Origin of the sequence: Lactobacillus intestinalis, from assembly GCF_024397795.1 — a bacterium.
In the GTDB taxonomy this organism is placed as follows: Bacteria; Bacillota; Bacilli; order Lactobacillales; family Lactobacillaceae; genus Lactobacillus; species Lactobacillus intestinalis.
Window position 1 is genome coordinate 613,100 of sequence record NZ_CP072983.1, and the last position, 24,843, is coordinate 637,942.

General features: G+C 35.4%; 28 protein-coding genes and 2 other annotated features. Of the genes, 26 read left to right on the top strand and 2 right to left on the bottom strand.

Annotation, left to right across the window (positions count from 1 at the left end):
• Nucleotides 1-159 precede the first annotated feature (159 nt).
• The 16 genes from KBW87_RS02775 to KBW87_RS02850 all read left to right on the top strand — a co-directional run bounded on the left by KBW87_RS02775 (nt 160) and on the right by KBW87_RS02850 (nt 11,341).
• Complete coding sequence (locus tag KBW87_RS02775) at nt 160-594, top strand: LytTR family DNA-binding domain-containing protein (protein ID WP_004046145.1); 435 nt, start codon at nt 160-162, stop codon at nt 592-594.
• A complete protein-coding gene (locus tag KBW87_RS02780) occupies nt 591-1,031 on the top strand; it encodes a DUF3021 domain-containing protein (protein ID WP_057809916.1) in 441 nt (146 codons plus the stop codon). The genes KBW87_RS02775 and KBW87_RS02780 overlap by 4 nt, the downstream gene beginning before the upstream one ends.
• A 2-nt stretch (nt 1,032-1,033) precedes the next feature.
• Nucleotides 1,034-1,798: a hypothetical protein gene (locus KBW87_RS02785; RefSeq protein WP_004046142.1), complete on the top strand. Its 765-nt coding sequence runs from the start codon at nt 1,034-1,036 to the stop codon at nt 1,796-1,798.
• Nucleotides 1,799-1,813: 15 nt separating this feature from the next.
• A complete protein-coding gene (locus tag KBW87_RS02790; protein ID WP_057809917.1) occupies nt 1,814-2,506 on the top strand; it encodes an ATP-binding cassette domain-containing protein in 693 nt (230 codons plus the stop codon).
• Between the two features lie 86 nt (nt 2,507-2,592).
• Nucleotides 2,593-2,708, top strand: a sequence feature (ribosomal protein L20 leader region).
• Nucleotides 2,709-2,745: 37 nt separating this feature from the next.
• On the top strand, nt 2,746-3,267 hold the full coding sequence (gene infC, locus KBW87_RS02795) for a translation initiation factor IF-3 (RefSeq protein WP_004046140.1): 522 nt from the start codon (nt 2,746-2,748) through the stop codon (nt 3,265-3,267).
• A 20-nt stretch (nt 3,268-3,287) separates the two neighbouring features.
• The gene (rpmI, locus tag KBW87_RS02800; RefSeq protein WP_004046139.1) at nt 3,288-3,488 is read left to right on the top strand and encodes a 50S ribosomal protein L35; all 201 of its coding nucleotides are present in this window, start codon (nt 3,288-3,290) and stop codon (nt 3,486-3,488) included.
• Nucleotides 3,489-3,526: 38 nt separating this feature from the next.
• Nucleotides 3,527-3,883 carry a 50S ribosomal protein L20 gene (rplT, locus tag KBW87_RS02805; protein ID WP_057809919.1) on the top strand — a complete coding sequence of 119 codons (357 nt, stop codon included), beginning with the start codon at nt 3,527-3,529 and terminating at the stop codon, nt 3,881-3,883.
• 103 nt (nt 3,884-3,986) lie between these two features.
• Nucleotides 3,987-4,511: a YqeG family HAD IIIA-type phosphatase gene (locus KBW87_RS02810; protein WP_004046137.1), complete on the top strand. Its 525-nt coding sequence runs from the start codon at nt 3,987-3,989 to the stop codon at nt 4,509-4,511.
• The gene (gene yqeH / locus KBW87_RS02815) at nt 4,504-5,613 is read left to right on the top strand and encodes a ribosome biogenesis GTPase YqeH (protein ID WP_004046136.1); all 1,110 of its coding nucleotides are present in this window, start codon (nt 4,504-4,506) and stop codon (nt 5,611-5,613) included. The genes KBW87_RS02810 and yqeH overlap by 8 nt, the downstream gene beginning before the upstream one ends.
• Nucleotides 5,614-5,624: 11 nt before the next feature.
• Nucleotides 5,625-6,266 carry a nicotinate-nucleotide adenylyltransferase gene (locus KBW87_RS02820; RefSeq protein WP_057809921.1) on the top strand — a complete coding sequence of 214 codons (642 nt, stop codon included), beginning with the start codon at nt 5,625-5,627 and terminating at the stop codon, nt 6,264-6,266.
• Nucleotides 6,259-6,852, top strand: coding sequence for a bis(5'-nucleosyl)-tetraphosphatase (symmetrical) YqeK (yqeK, locus tag KBW87_RS02825; RefSeq protein WP_057809923.1), 594 nt, complete (start codon nt 6,259-6,261; stop codon nt 6,850-6,852). Before KBW87_RS02820 ends, yqeK begins: the two co-directional genes overlap by 8 nt.
• Before the next feature lie 11 nt (nt 6,853-6,863).
• The gene (gene rsfS / locus KBW87_RS02830; protein ID WP_004046130.1) at nt 6,864-7,211 is read left to right on the top strand and encodes a ribosome silencing factor; all 348 of its coding nucleotides are present in this window, start codon (nt 6,864-6,866) and stop codon (nt 7,209-7,211) included.
• 6 nt (nt 7,212-7,217) lie between these two features.
• Nucleotides 7,218-8,369, top strand: coding sequence for a nucleotidyltransferase (locus KBW87_RS02835; protein WP_057809925.1), 1,152 nt, complete (start codon nt 7,218-7,220; stop codon nt 8,367-8,369).
• 8 nt (nt 8,370-8,377) lie between these two features.
• Nucleotides 8,378-8,938 carry a DUF177 domain-containing protein gene (locus tag KBW87_RS02840; protein ID WP_057809927.1) on the top strand — a complete coding sequence of 187 codons (561 nt, stop codon included), beginning with the start codon at nt 8,378-8,380 and terminating at the stop codon, nt 8,936-8,938.
• Between the two features lie 146 nt (nt 8,939-9,084).
• Nucleotides 9,085-9,798 carry a response regulator transcription factor gene (locus KBW87_RS02845; RefSeq protein ID WP_004046125.1) on the top strand — a complete coding sequence of 238 codons (714 nt, stop codon included), beginning with the start codon at nt 9,085-9,087 and terminating at the stop codon, nt 9,796-9,798.
• Entirely contained in the window at nt 9,779-11,341 is a 1,563-nt protein-coding gene (locus tag KBW87_RS02850) for a HAMP domain-containing sensor histidine kinase (RefSeq protein ID WP_157055125.1), read from the top strand. Before KBW87_RS02845 ends, KBW87_RS02850 begins: the two co-directional genes overlap by 20 nt.
• A 41-nt stretch (nt 11,342-11,382) precedes the next feature.
• On the opposite strand, the gene yidC is transcribed toward KBW87_RS02850, so the two are convergent.
• Together yidC and KBW87_RS02860 are read right to left on the bottom strand one after the other, a co-directional pair.
• On the bottom strand, nt 11,383-12,351 hold the full coding sequence (yidC, locus tag KBW87_RS02855) for a membrane protein insertase YidC (protein WP_057809931.1): 969 nt from the start codon (nt 12,349-12,351) through the stop codon (nt 11,383-11,385).
• Between the two features lie 40 nt (nt 12,352-12,391).
• A complete protein-coding gene (locus KBW87_RS02860; protein ID WP_057809933.1) occupies nt 12,392-12,715 on the bottom strand; it encodes an acylphosphatase in 324 nt (107 codons plus the stop codon).
• Between the two features lie 89 nt (nt 12,716-12,804).
• Here KBW87_RS02860 and KBW87_RS02865 point away from each other — a divergent pair, with 89 nt between their 5' ends.
• The 10 genes from KBW87_RS02865 to pgmB all read left to right on the top strand — a co-directional run bounded on the left by KBW87_RS02865 (nt 12,805) and on the right by pgmB (nt 24,836).
• Entirely contained in the window at nt 12,805-13,569 is a 765-nt protein-coding gene (locus KBW87_RS02865) for a TrmH family RNA methyltransferase (protein ID WP_057809934.1), read from the top strand.
• 97 nt (nt 13,570-13,666) lie between these two features.
• A complete protein-coding gene (locus KBW87_RS02870) occupies nt 13,667-14,008 on the top strand; it encodes a winged helix-turn-helix transcriptional regulator (protein WP_004046115.1) in 342 nt (113 codons plus the stop codon).
• Nucleotides 14,009-14,047: 39 nt separating this feature from the next.
• Nucleotides 14,048-14,252: a binding site (T-box leader), on the top strand.
• A 37-nt stretch (nt 14,253-14,289) separates the two neighbouring features.
• A complete protein-coding gene (gene pheS / locus KBW87_RS02875; protein WP_057809935.1) occupies nt 14,290-15,339 on the top strand; it encodes a phenylalanine--tRNA ligase subunit alpha in 1,050 nt (349 codons plus the stop codon).
• Nucleotides 15,340-17,754, top strand: coding sequence for a phenylalanine--tRNA ligase subunit beta (gene pheT, locus KBW87_RS02880; protein ID WP_057809937.1), 2,415 nt, complete (start codon nt 15,340-15,342; stop codon nt 17,752-17,754). It abuts the gene before it with no gap.
• A 75-nt stretch (nt 17,755-17,829) separates the two neighbouring features.
• Nucleotides 17,830-18,303, top strand: coding sequence for a transcription elongation factor GreA (gene greA / locus KBW87_RS02885; RefSeq protein WP_057809939.1), 474 nt, complete (start codon nt 17,830-17,832; stop codon nt 18,301-18,303).
• Nucleotides 18,304-18,361: 58 nt separating this feature from the next.
• Complete coding sequence (locus KBW87_RS02890; protein WP_004046109.1) at nt 18,362-19,270, top strand: L-lactate dehydrogenase; 909 nt, start codon at nt 18,362-18,364, stop codon at nt 19,268-19,270.
• A gap of 155 nt (nt 19,271-19,425) precedes the next feature.
• Complete coding sequence (locus KBW87_RS02895; RefSeq protein WP_057810080.1) at nt 19,426-20,379, top strand: LacI family DNA-binding transcriptional regulator; 954 nt, start codon at nt 19,426-19,428, stop codon at nt 20,377-20,379.
• 153 nt (nt 20,380-20,532) lie between these two features.
• On the top strand, nt 20,533-21,879 hold the full coding sequence (locus KBW87_RS02900) for an SLC45 family MFS transporter (protein WP_057809941.1): 1,347 nt from the start codon (nt 20,533-20,535) through the stop codon (nt 21,877-21,879).
• 29 nt (nt 21,880-21,908) lie between these two features.
• Entirely contained in the window at nt 21,909-24,161 is a 2,253-nt protein-coding gene (locus KBW87_RS02905) for a glycoside hydrolase family 65 protein (RefSeq protein ID WP_057809943.1), read from the top strand.
• A gap of 9 nt (nt 24,162-24,170) precedes the next feature.
• Nucleotides 24,171-24,836 (top strand): beta-phosphoglucomutase, encoded by a 666-nt coding sequence (pgmB, locus tag KBW87_RS02910; RefSeq protein ID WP_057809945.1) that lies wholly within the window; start codon nt 24,171-24,173, stop codon nt 24,834-24,836.
• Nucleotides 24,837-24,843 lie beyond the last annotated feature (7 nt).

Below are 24,843 nucleotides of genomic sequence, written 5' to 3' on the forward strand. Positions count from 1 at the left end.
TTAATAAAATAAACAATAAAAATCCGCTAGGAAAAAGATCCTGGCGGATTTTTTTATGTAAAATTACCATTCAACACTAGATTTTTACCGTTTACCGAAAATCTCTGTTTTTTAAGAGGTGAATCGTTATACTTAATAACCAAGTAAGGAGGAAAAACAATGAAGGTTGAGTTTAATATTGATCCTAATTTATCCGAGGAAAAGGCTGAATTTTGGCTGAAAAAAATGACCAGTAAAATAAAGCGGATTACAAACGAATTAACATCAAAGCAAGATTTTCTTTGGGGTTATCAAGATGGGGATGCGTATGCGATCAAGTTTTCAGAAATTCTTGTCATTCAAGTAGAGGATGAGAAGACAATGATTTGTACTGAAGGGGATGTTTATATTTTTAAGGGACGACTTTATCAAGTGGAAAAACTTCTACCTAGTAATTTTGTTACTACTTCAAGAAGTTCAATTGTTAATTACCATTTTATTGATCATTTGGAGATTATCAGTAGTGGAAATATTGATGCAATTTTAGAGAATGGTTTACGCATTCAAGTTGCAAGAAGAAAGATTAAAGTTTTGAAGGAGAGACTGGGATTATGAAAAAAATTGGTCAATTATTAGTAAGTGGTTTAATTGGAATTGGAATCGGGATGGCTTGGATAGTTGTTCAGATTCTTATGGAATGTCCTTGGAAAAATTTAGCTAATAGTACACTCCAGCTCTCAGAATTCTTATTTTGGGTTTTAACGTCTTTTCTAATTGGTATTTTCTTCGCTTTGGCTACTTGGATTTTTAATAATGATAATTGGTCATTAAGAAAACAAATTATTATTAACTTTTTTGTTTGCTTAGTTGCTTGGTTAATTTTTAATTTCTTTGTAAATGGATTAACGGTTATAGAAAAACGATGGCCGATCGTAATTGGGGATTTCATTCTCATGTATGCTATTGCATATGGAACTTACTTCTTTAACTTATGGAATGATGTGAAGCAAATTAATACTAAATTGAAAAAGAAAAATGATAAGGAGGAATAGGTATGAAATTGATTTTTAACTATTTTAAGACATTCAATAAAGTCATCCTTTCTGAAAAAATCCCATTTATTTATTCAGTTGTTGTGCCTGTATGTATATTTATGTTTAACAACTTTGAAAATTTGGTTTCCTCAACTTGGTCTGTTTCTCAATTATTAAATCAAACCGTAAATTATGTAGGCTATATTATTGTTTCTGTAGCGATTAATGGTGTAGGGATGCAGTTAATCAGTTTTAGAGAAAGTGGATTTTTAAAGACTTATACGATGATTTCAGGTGGAAATAAAAAATATGGGGTCATTGGATTAGTGTTAAGCGAAATGCTATTTGGCTATTTAAGTGTTTTTATTTTTGGATTTGTGATCGGATTATTTTATTTAAAGAATCTACTATTAATTTTGACTTTCTACACTATTTCATACTTATTCGCAGGCATTCCTGTTTTCTTGTTAGCCATTCTCTTAGGAACTTTACCGGTAAAAATTAATACAATCAGTACAGTAGCAAATATTGGCTTATTTGGAATGGGATGGCTTTCGATCTTAAGAAATGATACCCATAGTATTTTAGGAGAAATCGTGTATGGCCTTAATCCTATAGATTATGTAAGCCAAGTTTTGTTAACAATAAATCAAGCATTTCGGAATGCAGCTAGTGTAGCTTCTTATCAGATACTAGCAGTCTTAATTTTGTTAATTATTTTTGGAGGAATTGGCATTGGCTCAATTTCTAAAGTGAGATTAAATTCTCTTAATATGCGTAACTAAGGTGAGGTGAACGACATGAGTATTAAAATTCGAGATTTGAGTTTTCAATATAGACAAATTCCTATCTTTCAAAAATTAAATGTTGAATTTGATCCCGGACAAGTAAATTATCTGATTGGCTATAATGGTGCAGGTAAAAGTACTTTATTTGATATTCTCAGTAATTTACGAACGGATTATTCTGGAAGTATTCAAGGTCTACCTTCCATAGATGAAATTTTATATCAAACACAAAATCCTGTTGTATTTGGAACTTTAACTGGGAAAGACTTACAAAACTTTGTTTTTGGAATTGCCAATACCCATGAACCGGTAATATTAGAAAAATTATCCCCACATTTTCGTGATTTGTATATGAAATTGATGAAGCAAAAAGTTGGGGAAATGTCAGTTGGTGAAAGAAGATGGCTTTTATTATTTTTAGAAAGTAAATTAGATAAAAAATTGTTTTTGTTAGATGAACCTTTTAGTGGGGTGGATCCTGTTTCTAAAATTCAAATTGAAGAGATTATTAGTGATTTAGCTAAGAAAGAAAATACGTATGTCATCGTAACTACACATGAATTGGATTATTTGATTGGAGGAAAATGTTTTATTCATTTGCTCAATGATGGAAAAATTCAATCTTTTGATTCATATGAAGAATTTATCAAAAATTCGGATCATCATGATCCAGAAGAAGCATTTGCTAAATTAGTAAAAATGTAAATATATTTGTTTGAAAGAAATAATCAATTTCAACTTTAAAATTTTAGTTGACGGACAATTATGAAGCGAGTATAATACGACTAGTTGAGAACAAGAAGAAGCTCCCGCTTCTCGCCTAAGTTAAGTTAACCTCTAGGCTGATCGATAATTTCTGTTGATTAAAGGCGGGTGTTAAAACTTTTACCCGCCTTTTTCTTGTCCTCAAATTAACACGGAGGTGAAGAATCATACCAAGGAATTTGATTTTAAACGATAGAATTCGCGCACGCGAAGTTCGTTTAATTGATGAAAATGGTGAGCAAGTTGGTGTTATGTCTAAAAATGATGCCTTGCAACGAGCAAGTAACGCAAATTTGGACTTAGTTTTAATTTCACCAAATGCTAAACCACCAGTTGCCCGGATTATGGACTATGGGAAGTACCGCTTTGAACAACAAAAGAAGCTTAAGGAATCCCGTAAAAAGTCTAAGACAGTTAGTGTCAAAGAAATCCGCTTGAGCCCTACTATTGAGGGTAACGACTTTGATACTAAGTTGAAGCATGTTCGTAAGTTCCTAACTAAAGAAGGAGCTAAGGTCCGTGTTTCAATTAGATTTAGAGGTCGTGCAATCACTCATAAGGAATTAGGTCAACAAGTTTTAGAAAAAATGGCTGAAGCTACCTCAGATATTGCTAATGTAATTAGCAGACCTAAGATGGAAGGCCGTTCAATGTTCTTGATGCTTGCACCTAAGAGTGAAAAGGACAAAAAGAAAAAGTAGTTAATTGGAGGAAATAGAAAATGCCTAAAATGAAAACACACCGCGCTTCAGCTAAGCGTTTTAAGAGAACTGCTAATGGTGGTTTGAAGCGTCACCACGCATTTACTGGTCACCGTTTCCACGGTAAGACTAAGAAACAACGTCGTCATTTGAGAAAAGCTGCTATGGTTTCACGCAGTGACATGAAGCGCATCAAACAGATGCTTGCCCAAATGCGTTAATTATTACTAATTAAGAACGATATTAGGAGGAATTTCTGATGCCAAGAGTTAAAGGTGGAACTGTAACACGTAAACGTCGTAAGAAGGTTATGAAGCTTGCCAAGGGTTACCGTGGCGCAAAGCACATGCAATTTAAGGCTGCAAGCACTCAATTATTTGTATCTTACAGATACGCATTCCGCGACCGTAAGAGACGTAAGAGTGACTTCAGAAAGTTATGGATTGCTCGTATCAATGCAGCAGCAAGACAAAACGACATTTCTTACTCTAAGTTAATGCACGGTTTGAAGTTGGCTGGTGTTGACATGAACCGTAAGATGTTAGCAGATATTGCTTACAACGATGCAGAAACTTTTGCTCAATTAGCAGAAACTGCTAAGAAAGCTTTAAACTAATCTGATAAAAATGACGCGTTTACTGGCGCGTCTTTTTTTATGCAAAAATTGCTATTTTTTTGGTATATTAAAGTTATGCAATTTTATGAAGGGAAAATACTGAATGCTATTTCGACCAAAATATACGATCGACACAATTTATCATTTAAATACAGATAAATTACATGAAATGGGAATCAAAGCAGTCTTTTCTGATTTAGATAATACTTTATTGGCTTGGAATAAGTTTGAAACAGCAGAAGAGATGAATAAATTGAATCAGCGACTCGCAAAGGCTAATATTAAATTAGTAGTGATTTCTAATAATAATGCTGAGCGTGTTGGGAAGGTGCTCAATCCTTATCACATTGCTTTTGTAGCTAAATCACGCAAGCCGCTTCCTTTTGCTATTACTAAAGAACGTGAGCGTTTGGGCTTAAAGAAAGATCAAGTTATGATGGTTGGAGACCAGTTAATTACTGATATTCAGGCAGGTAACTTGGCAGGTGTAGAATCAGTATTGGTTAAACCATTAGTAGAAACTGATAAATGGAATACGAGAATTAATCGTTTTTTAGAAAAGTTCATCTTTTTCTTTTTATCATTTTCACATCGTGTAACGTTTAAGGAGACTTTGAAAAATGGATGAGGATATTATTTGTATTGGTTGTGGGGCCGTCTTGCAATCAGATGATCCTAAAAAAGCAGGTTATTTACCAGCTAGCGCTTTAAAAAAGGCTAAAGAAGGCGAAAGTGAAGAAGTATATTGTCAACGTTGTTTTCGCTTAAGACATTACAACGAAATTATGCCAGTTGACTTAAACAACGATGAATTTTTAGCTTTGCTTAATTCTTTGGCTAATAAGAAGGCCTTGATTGTGAATGTGGTTGATTTATTTGACTTTTCCAATTCACTTTTATCTTCATTAAAGCGTTTTGTTGGTGATAATGAATTTATCTTAGTAGGGAACAAGTTTGATCTGTTTCCTAAGAATTCGCGTCAATCAAAGATTAAGGATTGGATGCGTCAAGAAGCTAATCGGATGGGTCTTCATCCTAAGGAAATCTTTTTAATTAGTGCAGCTAAACAAAAGAATCTTGATGACTTGATTGCTTATTTAGACAAAGCTTCTCAAGATAAGGATATTTATTTTGTGGGAATGACCAATGTTGGTAAGTCAACTTTAATTAATGCCATTATTGATAAAATGGGCGATGTAAAGGACTTAATTACCACTTCACGTTTTCCTGGCACTACTCTTGATCAAATCGAAATTCCACTTGAAAATGGTCACTTTTTAATTGATACACCTGGGATTATGACCCAAAATCAATTGGCTACCCATCTTAGTCCAAAAGACTTAGAGTTGATTTCTCCTAAAAAGCCGCTTAAGCCTGCTACTTACCAACTTAAGCCTGGTAATACTTTATTCTTGGGTGGTTTAGGAAGAATCGACTATTTAAAGGGTGAGCCAACTAGCTTCACAGTTTACACGGCGCGTGGTCTTTATATTCACCGTACTAAAACTGAAAATGCCGATGAATTTTATAAAAAGCATGTGGGTGAACTTTTAACTCCACCAAATAAAGGTGAGAAAATTGCACCTTTAAAGGGTCAAGAATTCCATACTGATTATAAGAGCGATTTGCTTTTTGGTGGAATTGGTTTTGTTACTGTACCAAAAGGTTGTGTAGTAAAGACATACACTCCTGATGGTATTGGTTTAGGTATTCGACGAGCATTGATCTAGAGGACATTATTATGACAAATTCTAAATGTGTTGAAAAAATCCCTACAGCAAAAGCGGAACCCCAATTTGAACAAAGTGAAAACAAAGGAAAACAAATTGGTATTATGGGTGGAACCTTTAATCCTGTCCATATCGCACATCTAGTGGCTGCAGAACAAGCCTTAACTAAATTGCATCTTGATGAAGTATGGTTTATTCCCGATAATATTCCACCCCATAAGAACGCGCCTTTAACTTCAGCTAAGGATCGCGCTACGATGTTAGATTTAGCTACTCGTGACAATCCTCATTTTAGAGTAAAGTTGCTTGAGTTATTCCGTGGTGGGGTTTCCTATACAATTGATACTTTACGCTATTTAAAAGAAAAAGCTCCTCAAAATAATTACTATTTAATTATGGGGAGTGACCAGGTTAACAGTTTCCATACTTGGAAAGAAGCGCCAGAATTAGCTAAGATGGCAACGTTAGTGGGAATTCGGCGCCCTGGTTATCCGCAAGATCCACAATATCCAATGATTTGGGTAGATGCACCAGATATCCGTTTGAGTTCAACCGCAATTCGCCGGTCGGTAGCTACAGGAACTTCAATTAGATATTTGGTTCCAGAGCCTGTAAGATTATATATTGAAGAAAAGGGGCTTTATCTTGACTAAGCTGTTTTTCAAGGAGACCTATTCTCCTTTAACTAGTGATGAAATTATCGCTAAAGAAAAAGCTAATATGGATAAAAAGCGTTTTGAGCACTGCATTGGGGTCAGCAAAACAGCGCGTAAATTAGCAAAATTAAATGGGTACGATGAAGATAAGGCGGCCTTGGCTGGATTTATTCATGATTATGCTAAACGGGTTCCTGTAGAAGAATACCGCAAAGTAATTAAAGAACAAGGCTTTGATTCAGATTTGCTTAATTGGAATCGAGCAATTTGGCATGGAATTGTTGGGACTTATTTTATTAAACGGGATTTGAAAATTACTGATCCTGAAATTTTACAGGCTGTATGGCGTCATACGACAGCTGATGTAGAAATGACTACCTTAGATAAAATTGTCTTTGTGGCAGATTTTATCGAGCCTGGACGCGATTTTCCTGGTGTAGATGAAGCTCGCAAAGTCGCTTACAATAATTTAGATGATGGGGTGGGATATGAATTAGCTCACACATTAGAATTTTTAGTTAAAAATAGAAACAAGATATACCCACGCACGCTTGCAGCGTACAATGTGTGGAGTGTTAAATAAGGAGAAATATATTGAATAGTACACAAGTTTTAGATTTTGCATTAAAAGCAGTTAGTGATCGTCATGGTGAAGATACCGAAGCTTTTGACATGCGCGGTGTCAGTATCTTAGCTGACTACTATGTAGTAACTAGTGCTGGTTCTAACCGTCAGCTACACGCGATTGCTAATGCAATTATTGATGAAGCTCATGAAAATAACTACACTGATTACCGAATTGAAGGTACTCGTGATTCTAACTGGCTTTTGATTGACTTAGGAGATGTAGTAGTAAACATTTTTACCGCCGAAGCTCGTGAATTTTATAACCTTGAAAAATTGTGGGCCAATGGCAAGCAACTTGAAATAAAGGAAGACTAGTAAATTATGGGCGCAGTTGGAATAATTGCAGAATACAACCCTTTTCATAGTGGACATGATTTTTTAATGAATCAAGCTCGGATAATTGCGGGCAAAGATCCTATTATTGTAGTAATGTCTGGAAACTATGTTCAACGTGGTGAAATGGCAATCATGGATAAATGGGCTCGGGCCAAAGCTGCTTTGCAGTCTGGAGCAGATTTAGTGTTTGAATTGCCATTCTCTACTGCTGTACAAGCTGCTGATTTATTTTCATTAGGAAGCATTAATCAATTAGCTAAGCTTGGTGTAACCGACTTAGTATTTGGCGTGGAAGATGCCAATTTGAATTTTACTTATTTAGGTCAAAAAATTGCTCAAATTCCTCGAAATCATATGGATTTTAAGGATTATAGTCAAACTTATTCCACTCAGTATAATCAAATGATTGCTCGAGAAGTGGGATATGAAGTGAATCAGCCAAATGCAATTTTAGGCTTGGCCTATGCAGTAGCCAATTACAATTTGGGTGAACCGTTAAAGCTTCATCCAATTAATCGAATTGGCGCGGGTCATGATGATTTGCTTAATCGCGAGCATATTGTCCAAAGTGCGAGTGCAATTCGGAACATTCTATTACATAATGAAGATAAAGAAGAACTAAAAACTTGGCTTCCTAAATTAGAAGCTAGTGAATTAATTAAGCAGCCCATTTATCCAAATTGGAATATTCTCTTTCCATTTTTAAAATATCGCTTAGAGTCTTCTTCAATTGAAGAATTACAGAAGATTTATCAAATGAGTGAAGGACTTGAGTATAAGATGAAGCAAGAGATTCATCTTGCCCAGACATTCACAGAATTTTTGCGTCATGTAAAATCTAAGCGATATACATATTCGCGTTTGCGAAGACTTAGTTTGTACACTTTATTAAATGTTACTCAAGACGATATGATCAATAGCTTTAATGATGAATCATTGATGTTATTGGGATTCAGTAAGACTGGAAGACAATTTTTGAAGAAAAATCGCAAGAATATTCAAACTGAAATTGTTTCTAAAGTTGATAAGAGAAGTGCCAAAGATGGCTCTTTAGGTCTGCAAGTCCGTGTAGACCGTTTATTTGAAGAATTATTACATGTCGATCAAAACTTTGGTCGACGTCCAGTGGAGGTGTAATCAATAAGATGTTAACAATTAACTTTTCTAATATTAAAAATAGTCCAAATCCTTTAACTCATATCGATAAAGATTTGGAAATGCGTCCGGAGTTCTTTAATCGAAGTCAGGACCTTTTGATTGAAGCTGAAAATGTTCATGTGAGTGGAGATCTATTTTACGATGAGCCATATGTGACAGGTAACTTCCATGTCACAGCAGATTTGGTAGTACCATCAAGTAGAAGCTTAGATCCAGTGAAGTATCATGAAGATTTTTCTTTCACCGAAAATTATTCAGAAACTACTCCAACCAAGCAAGAACTTGAAGACAATCCTGATCCAATTGTTAAAGTTGAGGATGATGTGATTGACTTGCAAACTGCAATTGAAGATAATATTTTGCTTCATATTCCTACAACTATTCTTACTCCTGAAGAAGAAAAAGATAATATTTTTCCAGAAGGCAATGGCTGGGAAGTTGTATCAGAATCAAGTTTTGAAGAAGGTAAAAAGAACCAAGTAAATCCAGCCTTTGCAAAATTGAAGATTCTTTTGGATAATCAAGATGATAAAAATTCAGATAAATAAATAATTTTTGAATCACTCAAAGTAAATTTCACTTTGAGTGATTTTTTGTCTTGTCTTGAAACGATTTTTAAAGTATCCTTTAATTATAAAAACATTTTTTAATCTAATTTTAGTACAACTAAAAATATAAGAGGAATAGGGTAGACATGGCAAAGATTTTAATTATTGAAGATGAAAAGAATTTGGCTCGTTTCGTAGAATTAGAACTTAAACACGAAAACTATGAAACAGTCGTTGAGAACAATGGCCGTAAAGGTTTGGAAGATGCTTTAAATCAAGATTTTGATGCTATTCTACTTGATTTGATGTTGCCAGACTTAAACGGTTTGGAAATTGCACGTCGAGTTCGTCAAGTAAAGACTACTCCAATTATTATGATGACTGCACGCGATTCTGTGATCGATCGAGTTTCTGGATTAGATCATGGAGCAGATGATTACATTGTTAAGCCATTTGCAATTGAAGAATTGCTTGCCCGCTTACGTGCTGTTCTTCGCCGAGTAAAGATTGAAAAGGATGCTTCTCGTGCTACTGTAGCCAAACAAAAGATTGTTAAGTTTAAAGATTTAACTATTGAAACAGCTAACAGAATTGTACATCGTGGCGATGGTAAGGTAATTGACTTAACTAAACGCGAATATAATTTATTGATGACTTTGATTCAAAATAAGAACAATGTGGTTAGTCGCGATCAACTTTTAAATAAGATTTGGGGACCTGAATCTAATATTGAAACCAATGTTGTAGAAGTTTATGTTCGTTACTTGCGCAACAAGATCGACGTTCCTGGCCGTCCTTCATATATCAAGACTGTTCGTGGAACTGGATATATGGTAAGAGATGAAGATGATGACCAATAAAGATAAAAAGCAAAAAAAGACCAAGCACACATCCTTAATTGCAAGATGGGTCAGTATCGTTACTTTGACGATTATGGTCTCTTTTGTTATTTTCTCCGTAGTAATATATTCGATTGTTAGTCAGCAATCTTTAAATCAGCAGGAAGAGACCTCTAATAATGTGGTAGTAACTTTGCAGAATCGGCTCGAATCCATTCCTAATGAATTGCAAATATCGAATGTGATTCCGTCGCTTTCACCGTCAACTAAGCGAGTATTGCGAGGAGTACCTGCAATTAATGATCAAAATAGTGCAACTAGTGCATTTAATGATGATTTATTAGCTTCAATTACTAATCCGGATATTAGTGTTGCTGTCTATAACACACATAATGAAGTTGTCTTTTCTAATGGAGATACGACCCCGAAATATCGTAAATTTAAAGGTGAAAATAAAGTCGAAAAAATCCAGCATGGTACTCATGCGGAGCTTTTAACCTACCATACAGTTAAATCTAGCCGTACGGGCAAAATCATCGGCTATATCGTGGTTTCTAACCAGATGACCTATTATAACCGTCTAATGAAGAATTTACTGCACTGGATGCTAATTATTTCGTTAATAGCAGTTATAATATTTATCGGGATTGCCTTTGTGGTAGTTAAGGATGTAGTTCAACCAATTAAAGAAATTTCAAAAGTTGCTCGTGAAGTTAATGATGATCCAAACAGTTCAATGAGAATCAAAGAGCTTCATCGAAACGATGAATTGGAAGAATTAGCGATTACTTTTAATGAGATGCTGGACCGAATGCAGCGGTATATTGATCAACAAAAAGAATTTGTAGGGGATGTTTCTCACGAGTTGAGAACCCCGGTAGCCGTCATTGAAGGACATCTTAACATGCTTGAACGCTGGGGGAAGGATGATCCAGAAATCTTGGATGAATCTATTAAAGCCTCTTTGCAGGAAGCTGATCGGATGAAGCACCTTATTCAAGAAATGCTTGACTTAACTCGTGCTGAACAAATTAATGTACAATATCCAAATGCAGTCACAAATGTTTATGACGTTTTGACACGTGTGGTAGCAGATTTGGCCTTAGTTCACAAAGATTTCAAGATTCAGCTAGATACAGATGATTTGCCACCCGATACAGAAATCCAAATCTATCATGGTCACTTAGAGCAACTTCTAGTAATTCTAATTGATAACGGAATTAAGTATTCAACTACCCGAAAACAAATTAATGTTTCTGCTGGAGTTTCTAACGATGAAGTTACTATCATTGTGCAGGACTTTGGGGAAGGAATTTCTCAAGCAGATCAAGAAAAGATCTTCAATCGTTTCTACCGAGTTGATAAGGCTAGAACCCGTGAAAAGGGTGGTAATGGTTTGGGGCTTTCAATTGCTCAAAAACTTGTTACTAGCTATCATGGTTCAATTAGCGTTGATTCTGTTGAAGGTCAAGGAAGCCAATTTAAGTTGGAATTTCCAGTTCTGACTAAAAAAGAAGCTGAAAGACTTAAGAAATTAGATCAAAAGAAGAAGTTAGAGCATTAAAAAAGAACTAGGATTTTCCTAGTTCTTTTTTATTTTATAGGTTATTTCTTATTCTTTTGTTTACCTTGATTACGTTTACGCAAATCTTGGTGCAATTCTTGAGTCTTCTTATCGTTTCCAGCGGCAGCACTGTGAGTACTAAATAAATCATCAACCTTAGCTTGAGTTACAACTTGAACGATAGGTTTTTCCTTCAATTCGCTAGCGATACGAGCCTTTTCACGAGGTTGAATAAAGAAAGTAACGATTAATTGTTGAATAATCATCACAAAGTTACCTGCAGCCCAGTATAAAGCCAAAGCTCCTGAGAAGGACAAACTGAAGAATAAGGTCATGATTGGGTTCATGAACATCATCGATTGCATGGTCTTCTTTTGTTCTTCAGGGATGCCGATTAAGGAAATGTAACCTTGAATTACGGCGAAGACGGTCGCAACAATTGCTAAAACTAGTGACTTGCTGCTTAGTGAGATTCCAAAGAAAGTTGCGTCTTTCAAAACTGCAGAGTAGGCTACCGCTTGATAAATACCAAGCATGATTGGCATTTGAATCAATAATGGTAAACATCCAATTCCACCAGTTAGAGAAACGTTGTTCTTTGAGTAAAGTTCACGTTGCCAAGTTGAAAGAGTCATCTGTTGTTCAGGAGTTAATCCTTTGTGCTTCATTGCATTTTGAATCAGCTTCATTTGTGGTTGCAAACGAGACATCTTTTCTTGTTGAGTAACGCTCTTCTTTTGCTGGGTGAGCATCAATGGAAGTAAGATGATTCTAACTACCAAAGTAATAATAACGATTGCCCAACCAGCTCCATTTGCTCCTTTAATTGAATGAGCGACTTGAAGCATGATGTTTTGAAGCGGTAAACTTATCCATTTAAAGATCCAGCCATAAGGTCCTCCATGAGGTGGGGTGCTAGTATTTGGATTACCACTAGAACAGCCACTAACAATCAACATTACAGTAAGAACTACTGCAAGCAGAGCAAAATATTTACGATATTTTTTCATTTAGATTAATCACCACTTATTTTCTATAAAACTTTAATATTTAATATAATACACGAAAACTGTGTAATTTTCCTACATTTTCTAGTTTTTCAACCTTCATATTGGTAATTTTAGCAAAAGGAGAAAGATTGTGGGGCAAATCTTTTAGAAATTCGTCTACTTTTCCTTTATTTGCTTGTAGTACAATAGTGACTGTCCCATCTGGGTTGTTTTTGACAGTGCCAGGAATTGACATCGCATCAGCCAGTGTTGCTACACTATAGCGAAAACCTACGCCTTGCACTGTGCCTGAAACGATCACTTTCCAAGCTTCAACGTACTCTGTTGGTTCACTATTTTTACGAAATTTATCAAATAAACTCATAATTATCTCTTTTCTAGTTTATTACTTCAATTCTACCATGTTATTTTTGCAAAAAATCTATAAAATAGGATTAAGAAAGAAGGATTGCCATGCAACAAATTAGTTCAGTCAATAATAAAACTATCAAGGATTTAGCCAAACTCAATAAGAAAAAGTATCGCGAAGATACTGGCATGTACATTATCGAAGGTTTTCATTTAATTGAAGAAGCCTTACAAGCTGGCCGCAAGTTTCAATATTTGCTTGGAACTGATGAAGCTTTAAATAAAGTGGAAGAATACGGGGTGGACCTCTCAAGTAAATCGGTTATTTTGATCAATAAAGCCATTACGCGCCATTTGAGTTCTACTAAGAATTCGCAAGAGATTTTTATGGTGCTTAAAATTGATCAACCAAAAGAATTTCCATTCAATTATGGCAAATGGGTTTTGCTTGATAATCTAGCTGATCCTGGTAATGTTGGAACTATTATTCGAACTGCAGATGCTGCTGGATTTGACGGGGTGGTGCTTTCTCCAGAAAGTGTTGATCTCTATAATCCAAAAACTCAACGAGCAATGCAAGGAAGTCAATTCCATATTGAACTTATTAAGCAAGATCTTGCTTCTGTCATCACTACGCTTAAATCATATGATATCCCCGTTTATGCAAGTATGCTTGATAAAAGTGCTAAAGAATTACCTGATTTTGAAAAAGTCCCTCAATTAGGTTTAGTAATTGGGAATGAAGCCCATGGAGTGAGCGATTTTATTGCTAAGTTAAGTGATGAAAAGCTTTATATCCCAATTAAAGGTCAAGCTGAATCTTTGAATGCCGCAGTTGCAGCAGGAATAATGATTTATCATTTTGCTTAAGTACTTGTATTTAGTAAGTGATTTATTTATAATATTCTTAATTGGAAGGCAAAGCTTGCTATAAAGTTAAAAACTAAATTAATTGGGGGAATTAATAATGACTCAAGTAAAAGCTAAAAAACCTTGTAAACCAGAAGATTATGAATTATGTAAGCATTTCATCAATGCTTTTCAAATTATCGGTAAAAAGTGGAATGGTTTAATTATTAGTTCTTTATGTGATACTGAGGATATGCGATTTAAGGATTTGGCTCACTGTATTGAAGCCTGTTCTGACCGTGTCTTAGTTGAAAGATTGAAAGAACTTGAAGAAGAAAAAATCGTTAAACGCTCAGTTGATGGCGAAACTGGGATTATCTCATATAGTTTGACTGAAAAAGGATCAGATTTAAAGCCTGTATTTGATCAAGTTCATAATTGGGCAGATAAATGGGTCTAAAAAACTTGCAGTTTTAGTCAAAAAGAATTATTCTATTATTTAATTACGAAGAACAAGACTAGTAACAAATGGAATTTAAAAGAGAGGCCTTTTTATTGAGCTGAGAGAAAGGCTTAAGTGAAATTTGTGAATTTCATCTTGGGAGTAGAATCTAATCAATTCCGGTATTTCACCGTTATCGAAAACTTGAGTGTAGGCAGATTCTGTCTAAATAAGGGTGGTACCGCGAAGCTTCGTCCCTAGATGGGGATGGAGCTTTTTTGTTTGAAAGGAAAAGATATATGGACTTATTTGATAAGTTAAAACAACTGCGTGAGCAGGGCCTTGAAGAGATCAAAAAGGCTGCAGATGAGAAGAAGTTGAACGAAGTTCGTGTAGAACTTATTGGTAAAAAAGGTGAATTAACTCAAATTTTACACTCCATGAAGGATGTTGCGCCTGAAAACCGTCGTGAAGTAGGTCAAAAGGTTAATGAATTACGTGACTTGTTCAATGCACAATTGGATAATGCTAAAGAAGAAATTGTTAAAGCTTTAATTGCTAAGAAGCTTGAAGAAGAAAAAATCGATGTGACTTTACCAGGTCGTGAAGGTCATCTTGGATCAAAGCATCCCATCAATGTCATTTTAGATGATTTGGAAAGCTACTTCATCGGTATGGGTTACCAAGTTGTACAAGGCCCAGAAATCGAAACGGACCACTACTGTTTCGAAATGATGAACTTGCCAAAGGACCACCCAGCACGTGACATGCAAGCAACTTTCTACATTGATTCAGAAAACTTGCTTAGAACGCAAACTTCTGGTGATCAAGCTCGTGTTCTTGAAAAGCATGACTTTTCTAAGGGCCCATTAAAGATGGTTGGTCCAGGTAAGGTTTACCGTCGTGATGATGATGACGCTACTCACTCACACCAATTCATGCAAATGGAAGGTTTAGTGGTTGATAAGAACGTTACTATGAGTGATTTAAAGGGAACTTTGGACATGATTGCTAAACACGTCTTCGGTCAAGATCGTCAAACTCGTCTTCGTCCAAGTTACTTCCCATTCACTGAACCATCAGTTGAAATGGATGTTTCATGTTTCAAGTGTAATGGTAAGGGATGTCCTGTATGTAAGTATACTGGCTGGATTGAAGTTTTGGGTGCTGGTATGGTTCACCCTAATGTTCTTGAAAACGCGGGTGTTGACTCAAGTGTTTACGGTGGATTTGCATTTGGACTTGGCTTAGATCGTTTCGCAATTTTAAAATACGGTATCAATGATATTCGTGATTTCTACACTAATGATGTTCGTTTCTTAAGACAATTCCGTAAGGAGGAAGATTAAATGCTCGTTTCATACAATTGGTTACAAGATTTTCTTAATTTAGATGAAGATCCACATGATTTAGTTGAAAAAATCACCCGTACTGGTGTAGAAATTGCTGATGTCAATCATCCAGCAGAAGGTTTGAAGAAGCTTGTTGTGGGTCATGTGGTTGACTGTGAAGATGTAGAAGGAACTCACCTTCACTTAACTCATGTTGATGTTGGCGAAGACGAACCAATTCAAATTGTTTGTGGTGCGCCAAATGTTGCTGCTGGTGAAGATGTGATTGTTGCTCTTCATGGGGCAAGAATTGCGGGTAATGAAAAGATTAAGCGTGGAAAAATTCGTGGAATGAAGAGTAACGGAATGATCTGTGGACTTCAAGAAATTGGTTTTTCTGATAGTGTTGTTCCTGAAAAATACGCTGATGGTATTTTTGTTTTCCCAGAAGATAGTGATGTAAAGCCCGGTCAAGATGTTTATGAAGCACTTGGCATGGATGACTACATTTTAGATTTCGATATTACACCAAACCGTGCTGATACTTTATCAATGGAAGGTGCAGCTTATGAAGTTGGTGCTATCGTTGATGAAAAGCCTAAGATTGAAGAAGTTGTTCTAAAAGAAGATGGCGAAGACTGGACCAATTCTTTAGAAGCAAAGGTTGATGAAAAACTTGCTCCTAAGTTTTATCTTCGTAAGTTAAAGAATGTTAAGATTGGGGAAAGTCCACTTTGGATGCAACGTCGCCTTTGGAATGCAGGTATTCGTCCAATTAACAATGTCGTTGACGTAACTAACTATGTAATGCTTTTAACTGGTCAACCAATGCATGCTTATGATGCTCGTGCATTTGAAAACGGCAAGCTTGAAGTTAGAAAAGCTAATAAAGGTGAAAAATTAACTTTACTTAATGAAAAAGAAGTTGATTTAGATCCAAACGACATTATTATTACTGATGGTGAAAAACCAGTAATGATGGCTGGTGTAATGGGGGGCTTGAATTCTGAAATTACTGATGACACTCAAGATGTAATTTTGGAAAGTGCAATTTTTGATCCAACCTTGGTGAGAAAGGCTGCTCTTCGTCATGCTAACCGTACTGAAGCTTCAAGTCGGTATGAAAAGGGCGTAAACTGGGATAACACCGAAAAAGCTATCAATATGGCAGCTTTGTTACTTAGAAATGATGCAGATGCTCAAGTAATGGCCGGCATTATTAAAGCTACTGACAAAAAGCGTAATCCAGTTGTGGTAGAAACTACAGTTTCTTACATTAACAAAGTTTTAGGTACTGAAATTTCCGCCGATGAAATGCTTAAGATCTTTGATAGATTGAATTTTGAAGCAAAAGTGGATGGAGACAAGTTAACTGTTAATGTTCCAAATAGAAGATGGGACATTTCAATTCCAGCCGACTTGGTAGAAGAAGTTGGCCGAATTTACGGTTACGATAACTTAAAGGCTACTCAACCACTTTCAGCTGAAACTCACGGTGGCTACTCTGCTAAAGAAACTGCCATCCGTCGCATTAAGGCCATTGTTCAAGGCCAAGGATTAATGGAAGCAATTTCTTATTCACTTACTTCTCCTGAAAAGGCCGTAAGATACACTAAGGATCCAAAGAAGTTAGTTGAAGTTCAAATGCCTCTTAACTCAAGTCGTTCAGTAATGCGTGAAAACTTGATGACTGGCTTGGTAGACGCTGCTAGCTATAACATGGCTCGTAAGCAAAAGGAACTTGCTTTATTTGAACAAGGTCGTGTTTATGATAATGAAAACGATACTTTCAATGAACACGAGCATATTGCCACCTTATACTCAGGCAGTATTTTCAATGAAAATTGGCAACACTTAAATCAAGATGTTGACTTTTACTTCGTCAAGGGTCAATTGACTAACTTGTTTAGAGCAATCGGCATTAAAGATGAAGATGTTGTTTATAAAGCTGAAGAAATTGATGGAATGCACTTAACTCGAACTGCAGGCATTTATATCAATAAAGAATACGTTGGAATGATCGGAATGATTGCTCGTTCAGTAACTATGGCAGAAAAATCACTCCGTGGTAGTGAAATTTACGGTTACGAATTAGATCTTGATAAGATTATCCCAATGCTTTCTAAGGGTATGACTGCTAAGCCCGCACCTAAATTCCCAGCAATCAGCCGTGACCTTTCAATTTTGGTAAATAAAGACGTTGATAACCAAGAAATTGAAAATGTAATCCATGCTAATGCAGGTAAATATTTGGTAGATCTTAAGGTGATCGATGTTTACCAAGGTTCCCACATTGAAAGTGGCAAGAAGAGTTTGGCATATAACTTAACATTCTTGAATGAAAAAGATACCCTAACAGATGAAGTGGTAAATAAGGCCATGGATGATATTACAGCTTCATTGAAGGAAGATCTTGAAGCAAAAATTCGTTAAAGGTTGACTTTAGTGGTGTAAACCAATATCATTTCAAGTGCAAGAAAAAATTGAATTTCTAAGGAGTCAGTTGTTATGGCAGAAAAATCATTTCCAATGACTGCTGAAGGTAAAGAAAAACTTGAAGCAGAATTAAGAGATTTAAAATTAGTTAAACGTCCAGAAGTTATCAAACGAATAAAGGTTGCTCGTTCTTATGGTGACTTATCTGAAAACTCAGAATATGATGCAGCTAAGGATGAACAAAGTCACTTGGAAGACAGAATTGCACAAGTTGAAGAAATGCTTAAGTATGCACAAGTTGTTGATGCTGATGCTGTTGCTCCTAATGAAGTAGCAGTTGGTAAAACAATTACTTATACTGAAGTGGGCGAAGACGACCCAGAAACTTACACAATTGTTGGTAGCGATGAATCTGATCCATTAAATGGTAAGATTTCAAACGATTCACCAATTGCTCAAGCTTTGCTTGGTAAAAAGAAGGGCGAAACTGTTTCTATCACTACTCCAGGTGGCAAGTTTGACGTTGTCATTAATGAAGTAAAATGATGTATAAGAAGATAGGGTGTTTTGCCTTATCTTCTTTTTGTTTTTATGAGGTGAAATTATGAGAAAAGTAGGAATTATCGGTGTCGGACATGTTGGTGCTACTGTAGCTTATACTTTATTTACTCATGGAACTGTTGATGAGATGGTTTTAATTGATAAGAATGAAGATAAGGTTAATGCAGAATACAATGATTTACATGATACTTTAGCTAGAAACAATTATTACGTAAATATTAGAAAGCAAGATTGGGACGCTCTTGAAGATGCTGATATCATTGTGACTGCTTTTGGTGATATTGCTGCCAGTGTAAAGAATAATGATAGATTTGGCGAATTTGATCTAAATGCTAAAAATGCCAAAGAAGTAGGTAAGAAAATTAAAGAGAGTGGCTTCCATGGAGTAATTATTAATATCTCTAATCCATGTGATGCTATTACTGCAATTTTGCAAGAAACTACTGGTTTTAAGAAGAATCGTGTATTTGGTACTGGAACTTTCCTTGATACTGCTAGAATGCAAAGAATCGTTGGTGAAAAGTTAAACCAAGATCCTAAGAATGTTGAAGGATGGGTATTAGGTGAACATGGCTCTCTTCAATTTACAGCTTGGTCAACTGTTCGTGTAAACAACAAGATTGCTTACCAATTGTTTGGTGAAGAACAACAAGAAGAAATTAGTGAGCAATCAAATAAGAATTCATTTATTGTGGCAAATGGAAAAGGTTATACCAGCTATGCTATTGCTACTTGTGCAGTTAAGTTGATGGAAGCTGTCTTTAGCGATGCCAATTTCTATGCGCCCGTTTCTGCATATGATCCTCAATACAAGACTTACATTGGTTATCCAGCCATTATTGGCCGTGACGGAATTGAAGAATTAATTGAATTGAAGCTTACTAGTGAAGAAAATGAAAAGCTAGAAAAGGCTGCTAATAAGATTAAGGAACATCTTGAACAATTACGTTAATACAAATTGTAAGTAAAGACTGATTTGAAATCATATCCCATAGAATCTTGGGATATGATTTTTTGTATTTAGGCAAATTTAATTATTAGAAAAATTGTATTATATTGTTAATAACTGATAAACTTAAATAGAAAAAACTGAGGGAGGTGAGGGAAATCGCAACTATTAAAGATATTGCCCAAAAAGCAAATGTTTCGCCATCTACTGTATCACGTGCTTTAAATGGCAATTCGCGAATTAGTAAGGAAACTGTCACAAAAATTAAAAAAATGGCTAATGAAATGGAATATTATCCTAATTATGCGGCTCAGAATTTAACGCGAGGAGATGCTAATATAGTAGGAATTGTGTTTCCAGTCACTAGCAGGGATGCGCCAGCCAACCCATTTCATATAGATTTAATGAGAGGAGCAAGTTCTGCTTTAACCCCCATGCATTATGAAATGCTTGTTGCAATCAGTGCAACCGAAAAAGAACTATTATCTAGTGTTAAATCTATGGTAAATCAAGCAAAGGTTCATAACTTTTTGATTTTTTATGCTGTTAAAAATGATCCTATTACGGCCTATTTACGTAAGAAAAAATTGAATTTTGTGATTATTGGTGACCCTAGTGATAACAGTGGGGATAGATATGTCGATAATAATAATGTGGCTGCTGGAGAAGCTGCTGCAAAATGTTTAATCGACAACTATCATGTGCTTCATCCGCTTTTTATTCAATCAAGTAAGAAGTGGCCTTATGAGACTAGTAGATTAAAAGGATATCAGCAATATTTAAAGCAGAATGGTTATGAGGGTAATGTTTGGATAGATGATTCGTCCCAAAAAATAGATGATTTTTTAAAAGATCATGCGAAAATAGATGGTATTGTGTGTGCTGATGATATCTTGTTTGCTAAGCTAAATAGTTCTTTGCAAAAATTCAAATTACCTACAGTCTGTTTTAATAGTAGTCGCTTAATGGGGATGATTCTTGGCGATAGTGAAAAGATAGATATGCAACCCCGAAAACTAGGGCAACAAGCAGTTAAATTACTCTTTAATCAGAATGCTCATCGGAAAATAGTCAAGTTCAAGTTTTCTGATAATAGTATGCAAGAAAATTAGATTTAGAAAAAGTTGCATACTTTTTTTATTATTTTTGTGCAAACGGTTGCGCAAAATGCAAAAAACTGGTATTTTATCTATAGATTGGTATATTATTTACAGCAAATGAAAAGCGCTTTCAAAAATAAAGAATTGAGATAGGGGTTGTTTTTGATGAGTAAGAATAATACTTCAACTGCAGGTTTACCTAAACTTGCTAAAAGTACTATTTGGATGATCAATTTTGGTTATTTAGGGGTACAAACCGCTTTTACTTTGCAAAGTTCTCAAATGAGTAGAATTTTTCAAACAATTGGTGCTGATCCAAATAATTTAGGCTGGTTTTTTATTTTACCACCGTTAGCAGGAATAATTGTTCAACCAATTATTGGATATTATTCAGATCGGACTTGGGCACCTAAATTAGGTGGACGCCGTTTACCATATTTATTATTGGGGATGTTAGTAGCAGTTATAGTTATGTTGCTTTTACCTAATTCTGGGAGTTTTGGATTTGGGTATGGGTCATTAGCTGCATTATGGTTTGGTGCAATTACTGTTGCTCTTCTTGATCTGTCATCTAATGTGGCAATGCAACCATTCAAGATGATGGTAGGGGATATGGTTAATGATAACCAGAAGAGTTATGCCTACGGAATCCAAAGTTTTCTTTCAAACATTGGCGCCGTGTTAGCAGCTATTTTCCCATTTTTGTTAACTCTTTTAGGTGTTTCAAATATTGCGCCTAAAGGTGTGGTTCCTCAATCTGTAGTAATTTCATTCTACGTGGGAGCTGCATTGTTAGTAGTAACCAGTTTGTTTACTGTAATTCGAGTTCATGAATATGATCCTACTACTTATGCTAAATATCATGGCATTAGTGAAGAAGATAATAAAGAAGGGGGAAATTGGCTCACTTTATTAAAGCATGCACCTAAAGCATTCTGGACTGTAACTTTAGTTCAATTCTTCTGCTGGTTTGCATTTCAATATTTATGGACTTATTCAGCAGGTGCAATTGCTAAAAATGTATGGAATACTACTAATGCAACTTCTGCAGGCTATCAAGCAGCCGGTAACTGGTATGGTGTTTTAGCTGCGGTTCAATCAATTGCAGCTGTAGTTTGGTCATATGTTTTGGCTAAAGTTCCAAATAAATACCACAAGCTTGGTTATGCAGGTAGTTTATTCTTAGGAAGTCTTGGATTTATTTCAGTATTCTTTATTCATAGCCAATGGGCATTGATCATTTCCTATACTTTGATTGGAATTGCTTGGGCTGGAATGAATACTTATCCATTAACTATTGTTACAAATGCCTTATCTGGTAAGCACATGGGTACTTATTTAGGTTTATTCAATGGTTCAATTTGTTTACCACAAATTGTTGCCTCAGTTCTAAGTTTTGGTTTATTCCCATTACTTGGAAATTCTCAAGTTAATATGTTTGTTTTAGCTGGAATTGTATTATTAATTGGTGCTTTATCAGTTGGAACAATTAAAGAAACGTTTGAAAACTAATTTTTTAATAGCGAAAGGAATTTATAATAATGAAACGCACTTTTGATATTTCACCTTGGAACGTTGCTACTAAAGCATGGGATCCTCAAGATAAAAGATTACAAGAATCAATGACTAGTTTAGCCAATGAAAATCTCGGAATGAGAGGATTCTTTGAAGAAGGTTATTCTGGCGATCATATGCAAGGAGTTTACTTAGGTGGGGTTTGGTTCCCAGATAAAACTCGTGTAGGTTGGTGGAAGAACGGTTATCCAAAGTACTTTGGTAAGATGATCAATGCTGTTAACTTTATGAAATTGATTATCAAAGTTAATGGAGAACAATTAGACCTTAATAAGCAAACACCAAAGGATTTCAATTTAGACTTAGACTTAAAATCAGGTGTCTTAAAGCGTTCCTTTAAGGTAGAAATTGGTGGTAGTGAATTACAATTTACTTTTGAACGTTTTGTATCTGTAGTTCAAAAAGAATTAGTTGGCCAAAGAGTCACTGTTAAAAACTTGAGCGATTCTAATGTTAATGTTGAAATCACTAGCATGATTGATGCTGATGTTTACAATGAAGATTCTAACCATGATGAACAATTCTGGGATGTTTTAAGTAAAAAAGCTGATGGTACTCATGCCGAAGTAATGTCAAAGACTAAGCCAAATGACTTTGGGGTTCCTCAATTTACAGTAGGAATGAAGACTACAACAGTTACTGATTTAAAGCATATTGAAGATGGAACTAGTGATAAAACTGCTTATAATGTTTTTGCTGGTGAAATTAAGCCAAATTCTGAAATCAACTTTGAAAAGAGAACAGTAGTAGCTACTTCACGTGATTTTGATACAGAAAATGAAATTGAACAAAGACTTGATGAATTAGCAGCTAAACTTGATGCAGAAAGCTTTGACGCTTTACTTAAACCTCATGAAGAAGAATGGCATAACCGTTGGACTAAATCCGATGTGGTTATCAATGGCGATGAAGAAGCACAACAAGGAATTCGTTTCAATTTATTCCAACTCTTCTCTACATACTACGGTCAAGATTACCGCTTAAATATTGGACCTAAAGGATTCACTGGAGAAAAGTACGGTGGTGCTACCTACTGGGATACTGAAGCTTACTGTCTTCCTGTTTATCTTGGGGTTGCAAATCCAGAAATTGCCCGCAACTTATTAATGTACCGCTATAAACAATTAGATGGTGCCTATGTAAATGCTAAAGAACAAGGATTAGACGGTGCTTTATTCCCAATGGTAACTTTCAATGGTATTGAATGTCACAATGAATGGGAAATTACTTTTGAAGAAATTCACCGTAATGGAGATATTGCCTATGCAATTTATCTTTACACTAATTACACTGGAGATAAGTCCTATGTTCTTCATGAAGGTGCAAAAGTTTTAACTGAAATATCTCGTTTCTGGGCTGATCGTGTTCATTATTCACAAAGACAAAATAAATATATGCTTCATGGTGTAACTGGTCCTGATGAATACGATAACAATGTTAATAATGATTGGTACACTAATTTATTATGTAAGTGGACTTTGAACTATACATTGGAAATTTTAGATGAAGTTGATGCAGAGACAGCTAAAAAGCTTGGCGTTTCTGAAGATGAAAAACGTCGCTGGAAGGGAATTGCGGATAATATGTATCTACCATATGATCCACAAAAAGATATTTTCCCAGAAAATGATGGCTTCTTAGATAAAGATTTAACACCAGTTTCAGAAATTCCTAGTGATCAATTACCATTGAACCAAAACTGGTCATGGGATAAAATTTTACGTTCACCATACGTTAAGCAGGGGGATGTTATCCAAGGACTTTGGGACTTTATTGATGACTTCACTAAGGAAGAAAAGAAGCGTAACTTTGACTTCTACGAACAATTTACAGTTCACGAATCAAGTCTTTCAGCATCAGTTTACTCAATTATTGCAGCTGATATTGGTTATGAAGATAAGGCAGTTGAATTGTATGAACGTTCAGCTAGATTAGACTTAGATAACTACAATAATGATACTGATGATGGACTCCACATTACTTCGATGACTGGATCATGGTTAGATATTGTTCAAGGATTTGCTGGAATGAGGGTTCGAAATGGTGAATTGCATTATGCTCCATTCTTGCCAAAGAGGTGGGATTCATATAAATTCCGTCAAACATTTAGAGGTCGAATTTTAGAAGTTACTGTTGATAAGACAGGCACTAAGATTGAATTGATTTCGGGTGATCCAATTACAATTGATCTTGATGGTAAGAAACTTAATTTAAAGTAGGAGGATAAAATGAGCTTTTCTGATTTAAAAGGGTTCGCATTTGATTTAGATGGTGTTATTGCAGATACGGCTAGATTTCATGGTCAGGCTTGGCGTCAAATCGCTGACAAGGTTGGGACTGAGTGGACACCAGAATTAGCCGATGGTCTAAAAGGGATGAGCCGGATGGATTCATTGGAATTGATTTTAAAATCTGGTCATCATGAAAATGAATATACTCAAGAAGAAAAAGAAGCCATTGCCAAAGAGAAAAATGACAACTATTTAAAACTTGTAGAAACTTTAACTCCTGATGATGTTTTACCTGGAATGCGTGAATTGTTAGAAGATTTAAAGAATAAAGGTTATCATCTGGCTTTAGCTTCCGCTTCTAAAAACTCTCCTAAGGTTTTGAAATATTTGCAAATTAGCGATTACTTTGAGGGAATAGTTGATCCAGCTAAATTAACTCATGGCAAGCCTGATCCTGAAATTTATTTAGAAGCCGCCAAGATTATGAATTTATCTCCTGAGCAAGTTGCTGGTTTAGAAGATGCTCAAGTTGGTATCGATTCTATCAATCGTGCTGGAGAAACTTCAATTGGTATCGGAAACACTTTAAAAAATGCTGATGTGAAATTTGGTGATACTAGAGAAGTAACTTTGGAAGCTATTGAGAAGCAATTGAATAATTAGTTGATAT

What these genes read in the sequence shown, in the direction of transcription:
- KBW87_RS02785 (WP_004046142.1), top strand. Translation starts at nt 1,034, where the DNA reads ATGAAATTGATTTTTAACTATTTTAAGACATTCAATAAAGTCATCCTT.
- KBW87_RS02820 (WP_057809921.1), top strand. Translation starts at nt 5,625, where the DNA reads ATGACAAATTCTAAATGTGTTGAAAAAATCCCTACAGCAAAAGCGGAA.
- yqeH (WP_004046136.1), top strand. Translation starts at nt 4,504, where the DNA reads ATGGATGAGGATATTATTTGTATTGGTTGTGGGGCCGTCTTGCAATCA.
- KBW87_RS02865 (WP_057809934.1), top strand. Translation starts at nt 12,805, where the DNA reads ATGCAACAAATTAGTTCAGTCAATAATAAAACTATCAAGGATTTAGCC.
- KBW87_RS02890 (WP_004046109.1), top strand. Translation starts at nt 18,362, where the DNA reads ATGAGAAAAGTAGGAATTATCGGTGTCGGACATGTTGGTGCTACTGTA.
- KBW87_RS02900 (WP_057809941.1), top strand. Translation starts at nt 20,533, where the DNA reads ATGAGTAAGAATAATACTTCAACTGCAGGTTTACCTAAACTTGCTAAA.
- rpmI (WP_004046139.1), top strand. Translation starts at nt 3,288, where the DNA reads ATGCCTAAAATGAAAACACACCGCGCTTCAGCTAAGCGTTTTAAGAGA.
- KBW87_RS02790 (WP_057809917.1), top strand. Translation starts at nt 1,814, where the DNA reads ATGAGTATTAAAATTCGAGATTTGAGTTTTCAATATAGACAAATTCCT.
- yidC (WP_057809931.1), bottom strand. Translation starts at nt 12,351, where the DNA reads ATGAAAAAATATCGTAAATATTTTGCTCTGCTTGCAGTAGTTCTTACT.
- KBW87_RS02850 (WP_157055125.1), top strand. Translation starts at nt 9,779, where the DNA reads ATGAAGATGATGACCAATAAAGATAAAAAGCAAAAAAAGACCAAGCAC.
- pgmB (WP_057809945.1), top strand. Translation starts at nt 24,171, where the DNA reads ATGAGCTTTTCTGATTTAAAAGGGTTCGCATTTGATTTAGATGGTGTT.
- KBW87_RS02835 (WP_057809925.1), top strand. Translation starts at nt 7,218, where the DNA reads ATGGGCGCAGTTGGAATAATTGCAGAATACAACCCTTTTCATAGTGGA.
- KBW87_RS02840 (WP_057809927.1), top strand. Translation starts at nt 8,378, where the DNA reads ATGTTAACAATTAACTTTTCTAATATTAAAAATAGTCCAAATCCTTTA.
- KBW87_RS02780 (WP_057809916.1), top strand. Translation starts at nt 591, where the DNA reads ATGAAAAAAATTGGTCAATTATTAGTAAGTGGTTTAATTGGAATTGGA.
- greA (WP_057809939.1), top strand. Translation starts at nt 17,830, where the DNA reads ATGGCAGAAAAATCATTTCCAATGACTGCTGAAGGTAAAGAAAAACTT.
- KBW87_RS02870 (WP_004046115.1), top strand. Translation starts at nt 13,667, where the DNA reads ATGACTCAAGTAAAAGCTAAAAAACCTTGTAAACCAGAAGATTATGAA.
- KBW87_RS02905 (WP_057809943.1), top strand. Translation starts at nt 21,909, where the DNA reads ATGAAACGCACTTTTGATATTTCACCTTGGAACGTTGCTACTAAAGCA.
- rplT (WP_057809919.1), top strand. Translation starts at nt 3,527, where the DNA reads ATGCCAAGAGTTAAAGGTGGAACTGTAACACGTAAACGTCGTAAGAAG.
- pheS (WP_057809935.1), top strand. Translation starts at nt 14,290, where the DNA reads ATGGACTTATTTGATAAGTTAAAACAACTGCGTGAGCAGGGCCTTGAA.
- KBW87_RS02860 (WP_057809933.1), bottom strand. Translation starts at nt 12,715, where the DNA reads ATGAGTTTATTTGATAAATTTCGTAAAAATAGTGAACCAACAGAGTAC.
- KBW87_RS02775 (WP_004046145.1), top strand. Translation starts at nt 160, where the DNA reads ATGAAGGTTGAGTTTAATATTGATCCTAATTTATCCGAGGAAAAGGCT.
- KBW87_RS02845 (WP_004046125.1), top strand. Translation starts at nt 9,085, where the DNA reads ATGGCAAAGATTTTAATTATTGAAGATGAAAAGAATTTGGCTCGTTTC.
- KBW87_RS02810 (WP_004046137.1), top strand. Translation starts at nt 3,987, where the DNA reads ATGCTATTTCGACCAAAATATACGATCGACACAATTTATCATTTAAAT.
- pheT (WP_057809937.1), top strand. Translation starts at nt 15,340, where the DNA reads ATGCTCGTTTCATACAATTGGTTACAAGATTTTCTTAATTTAGATGAA.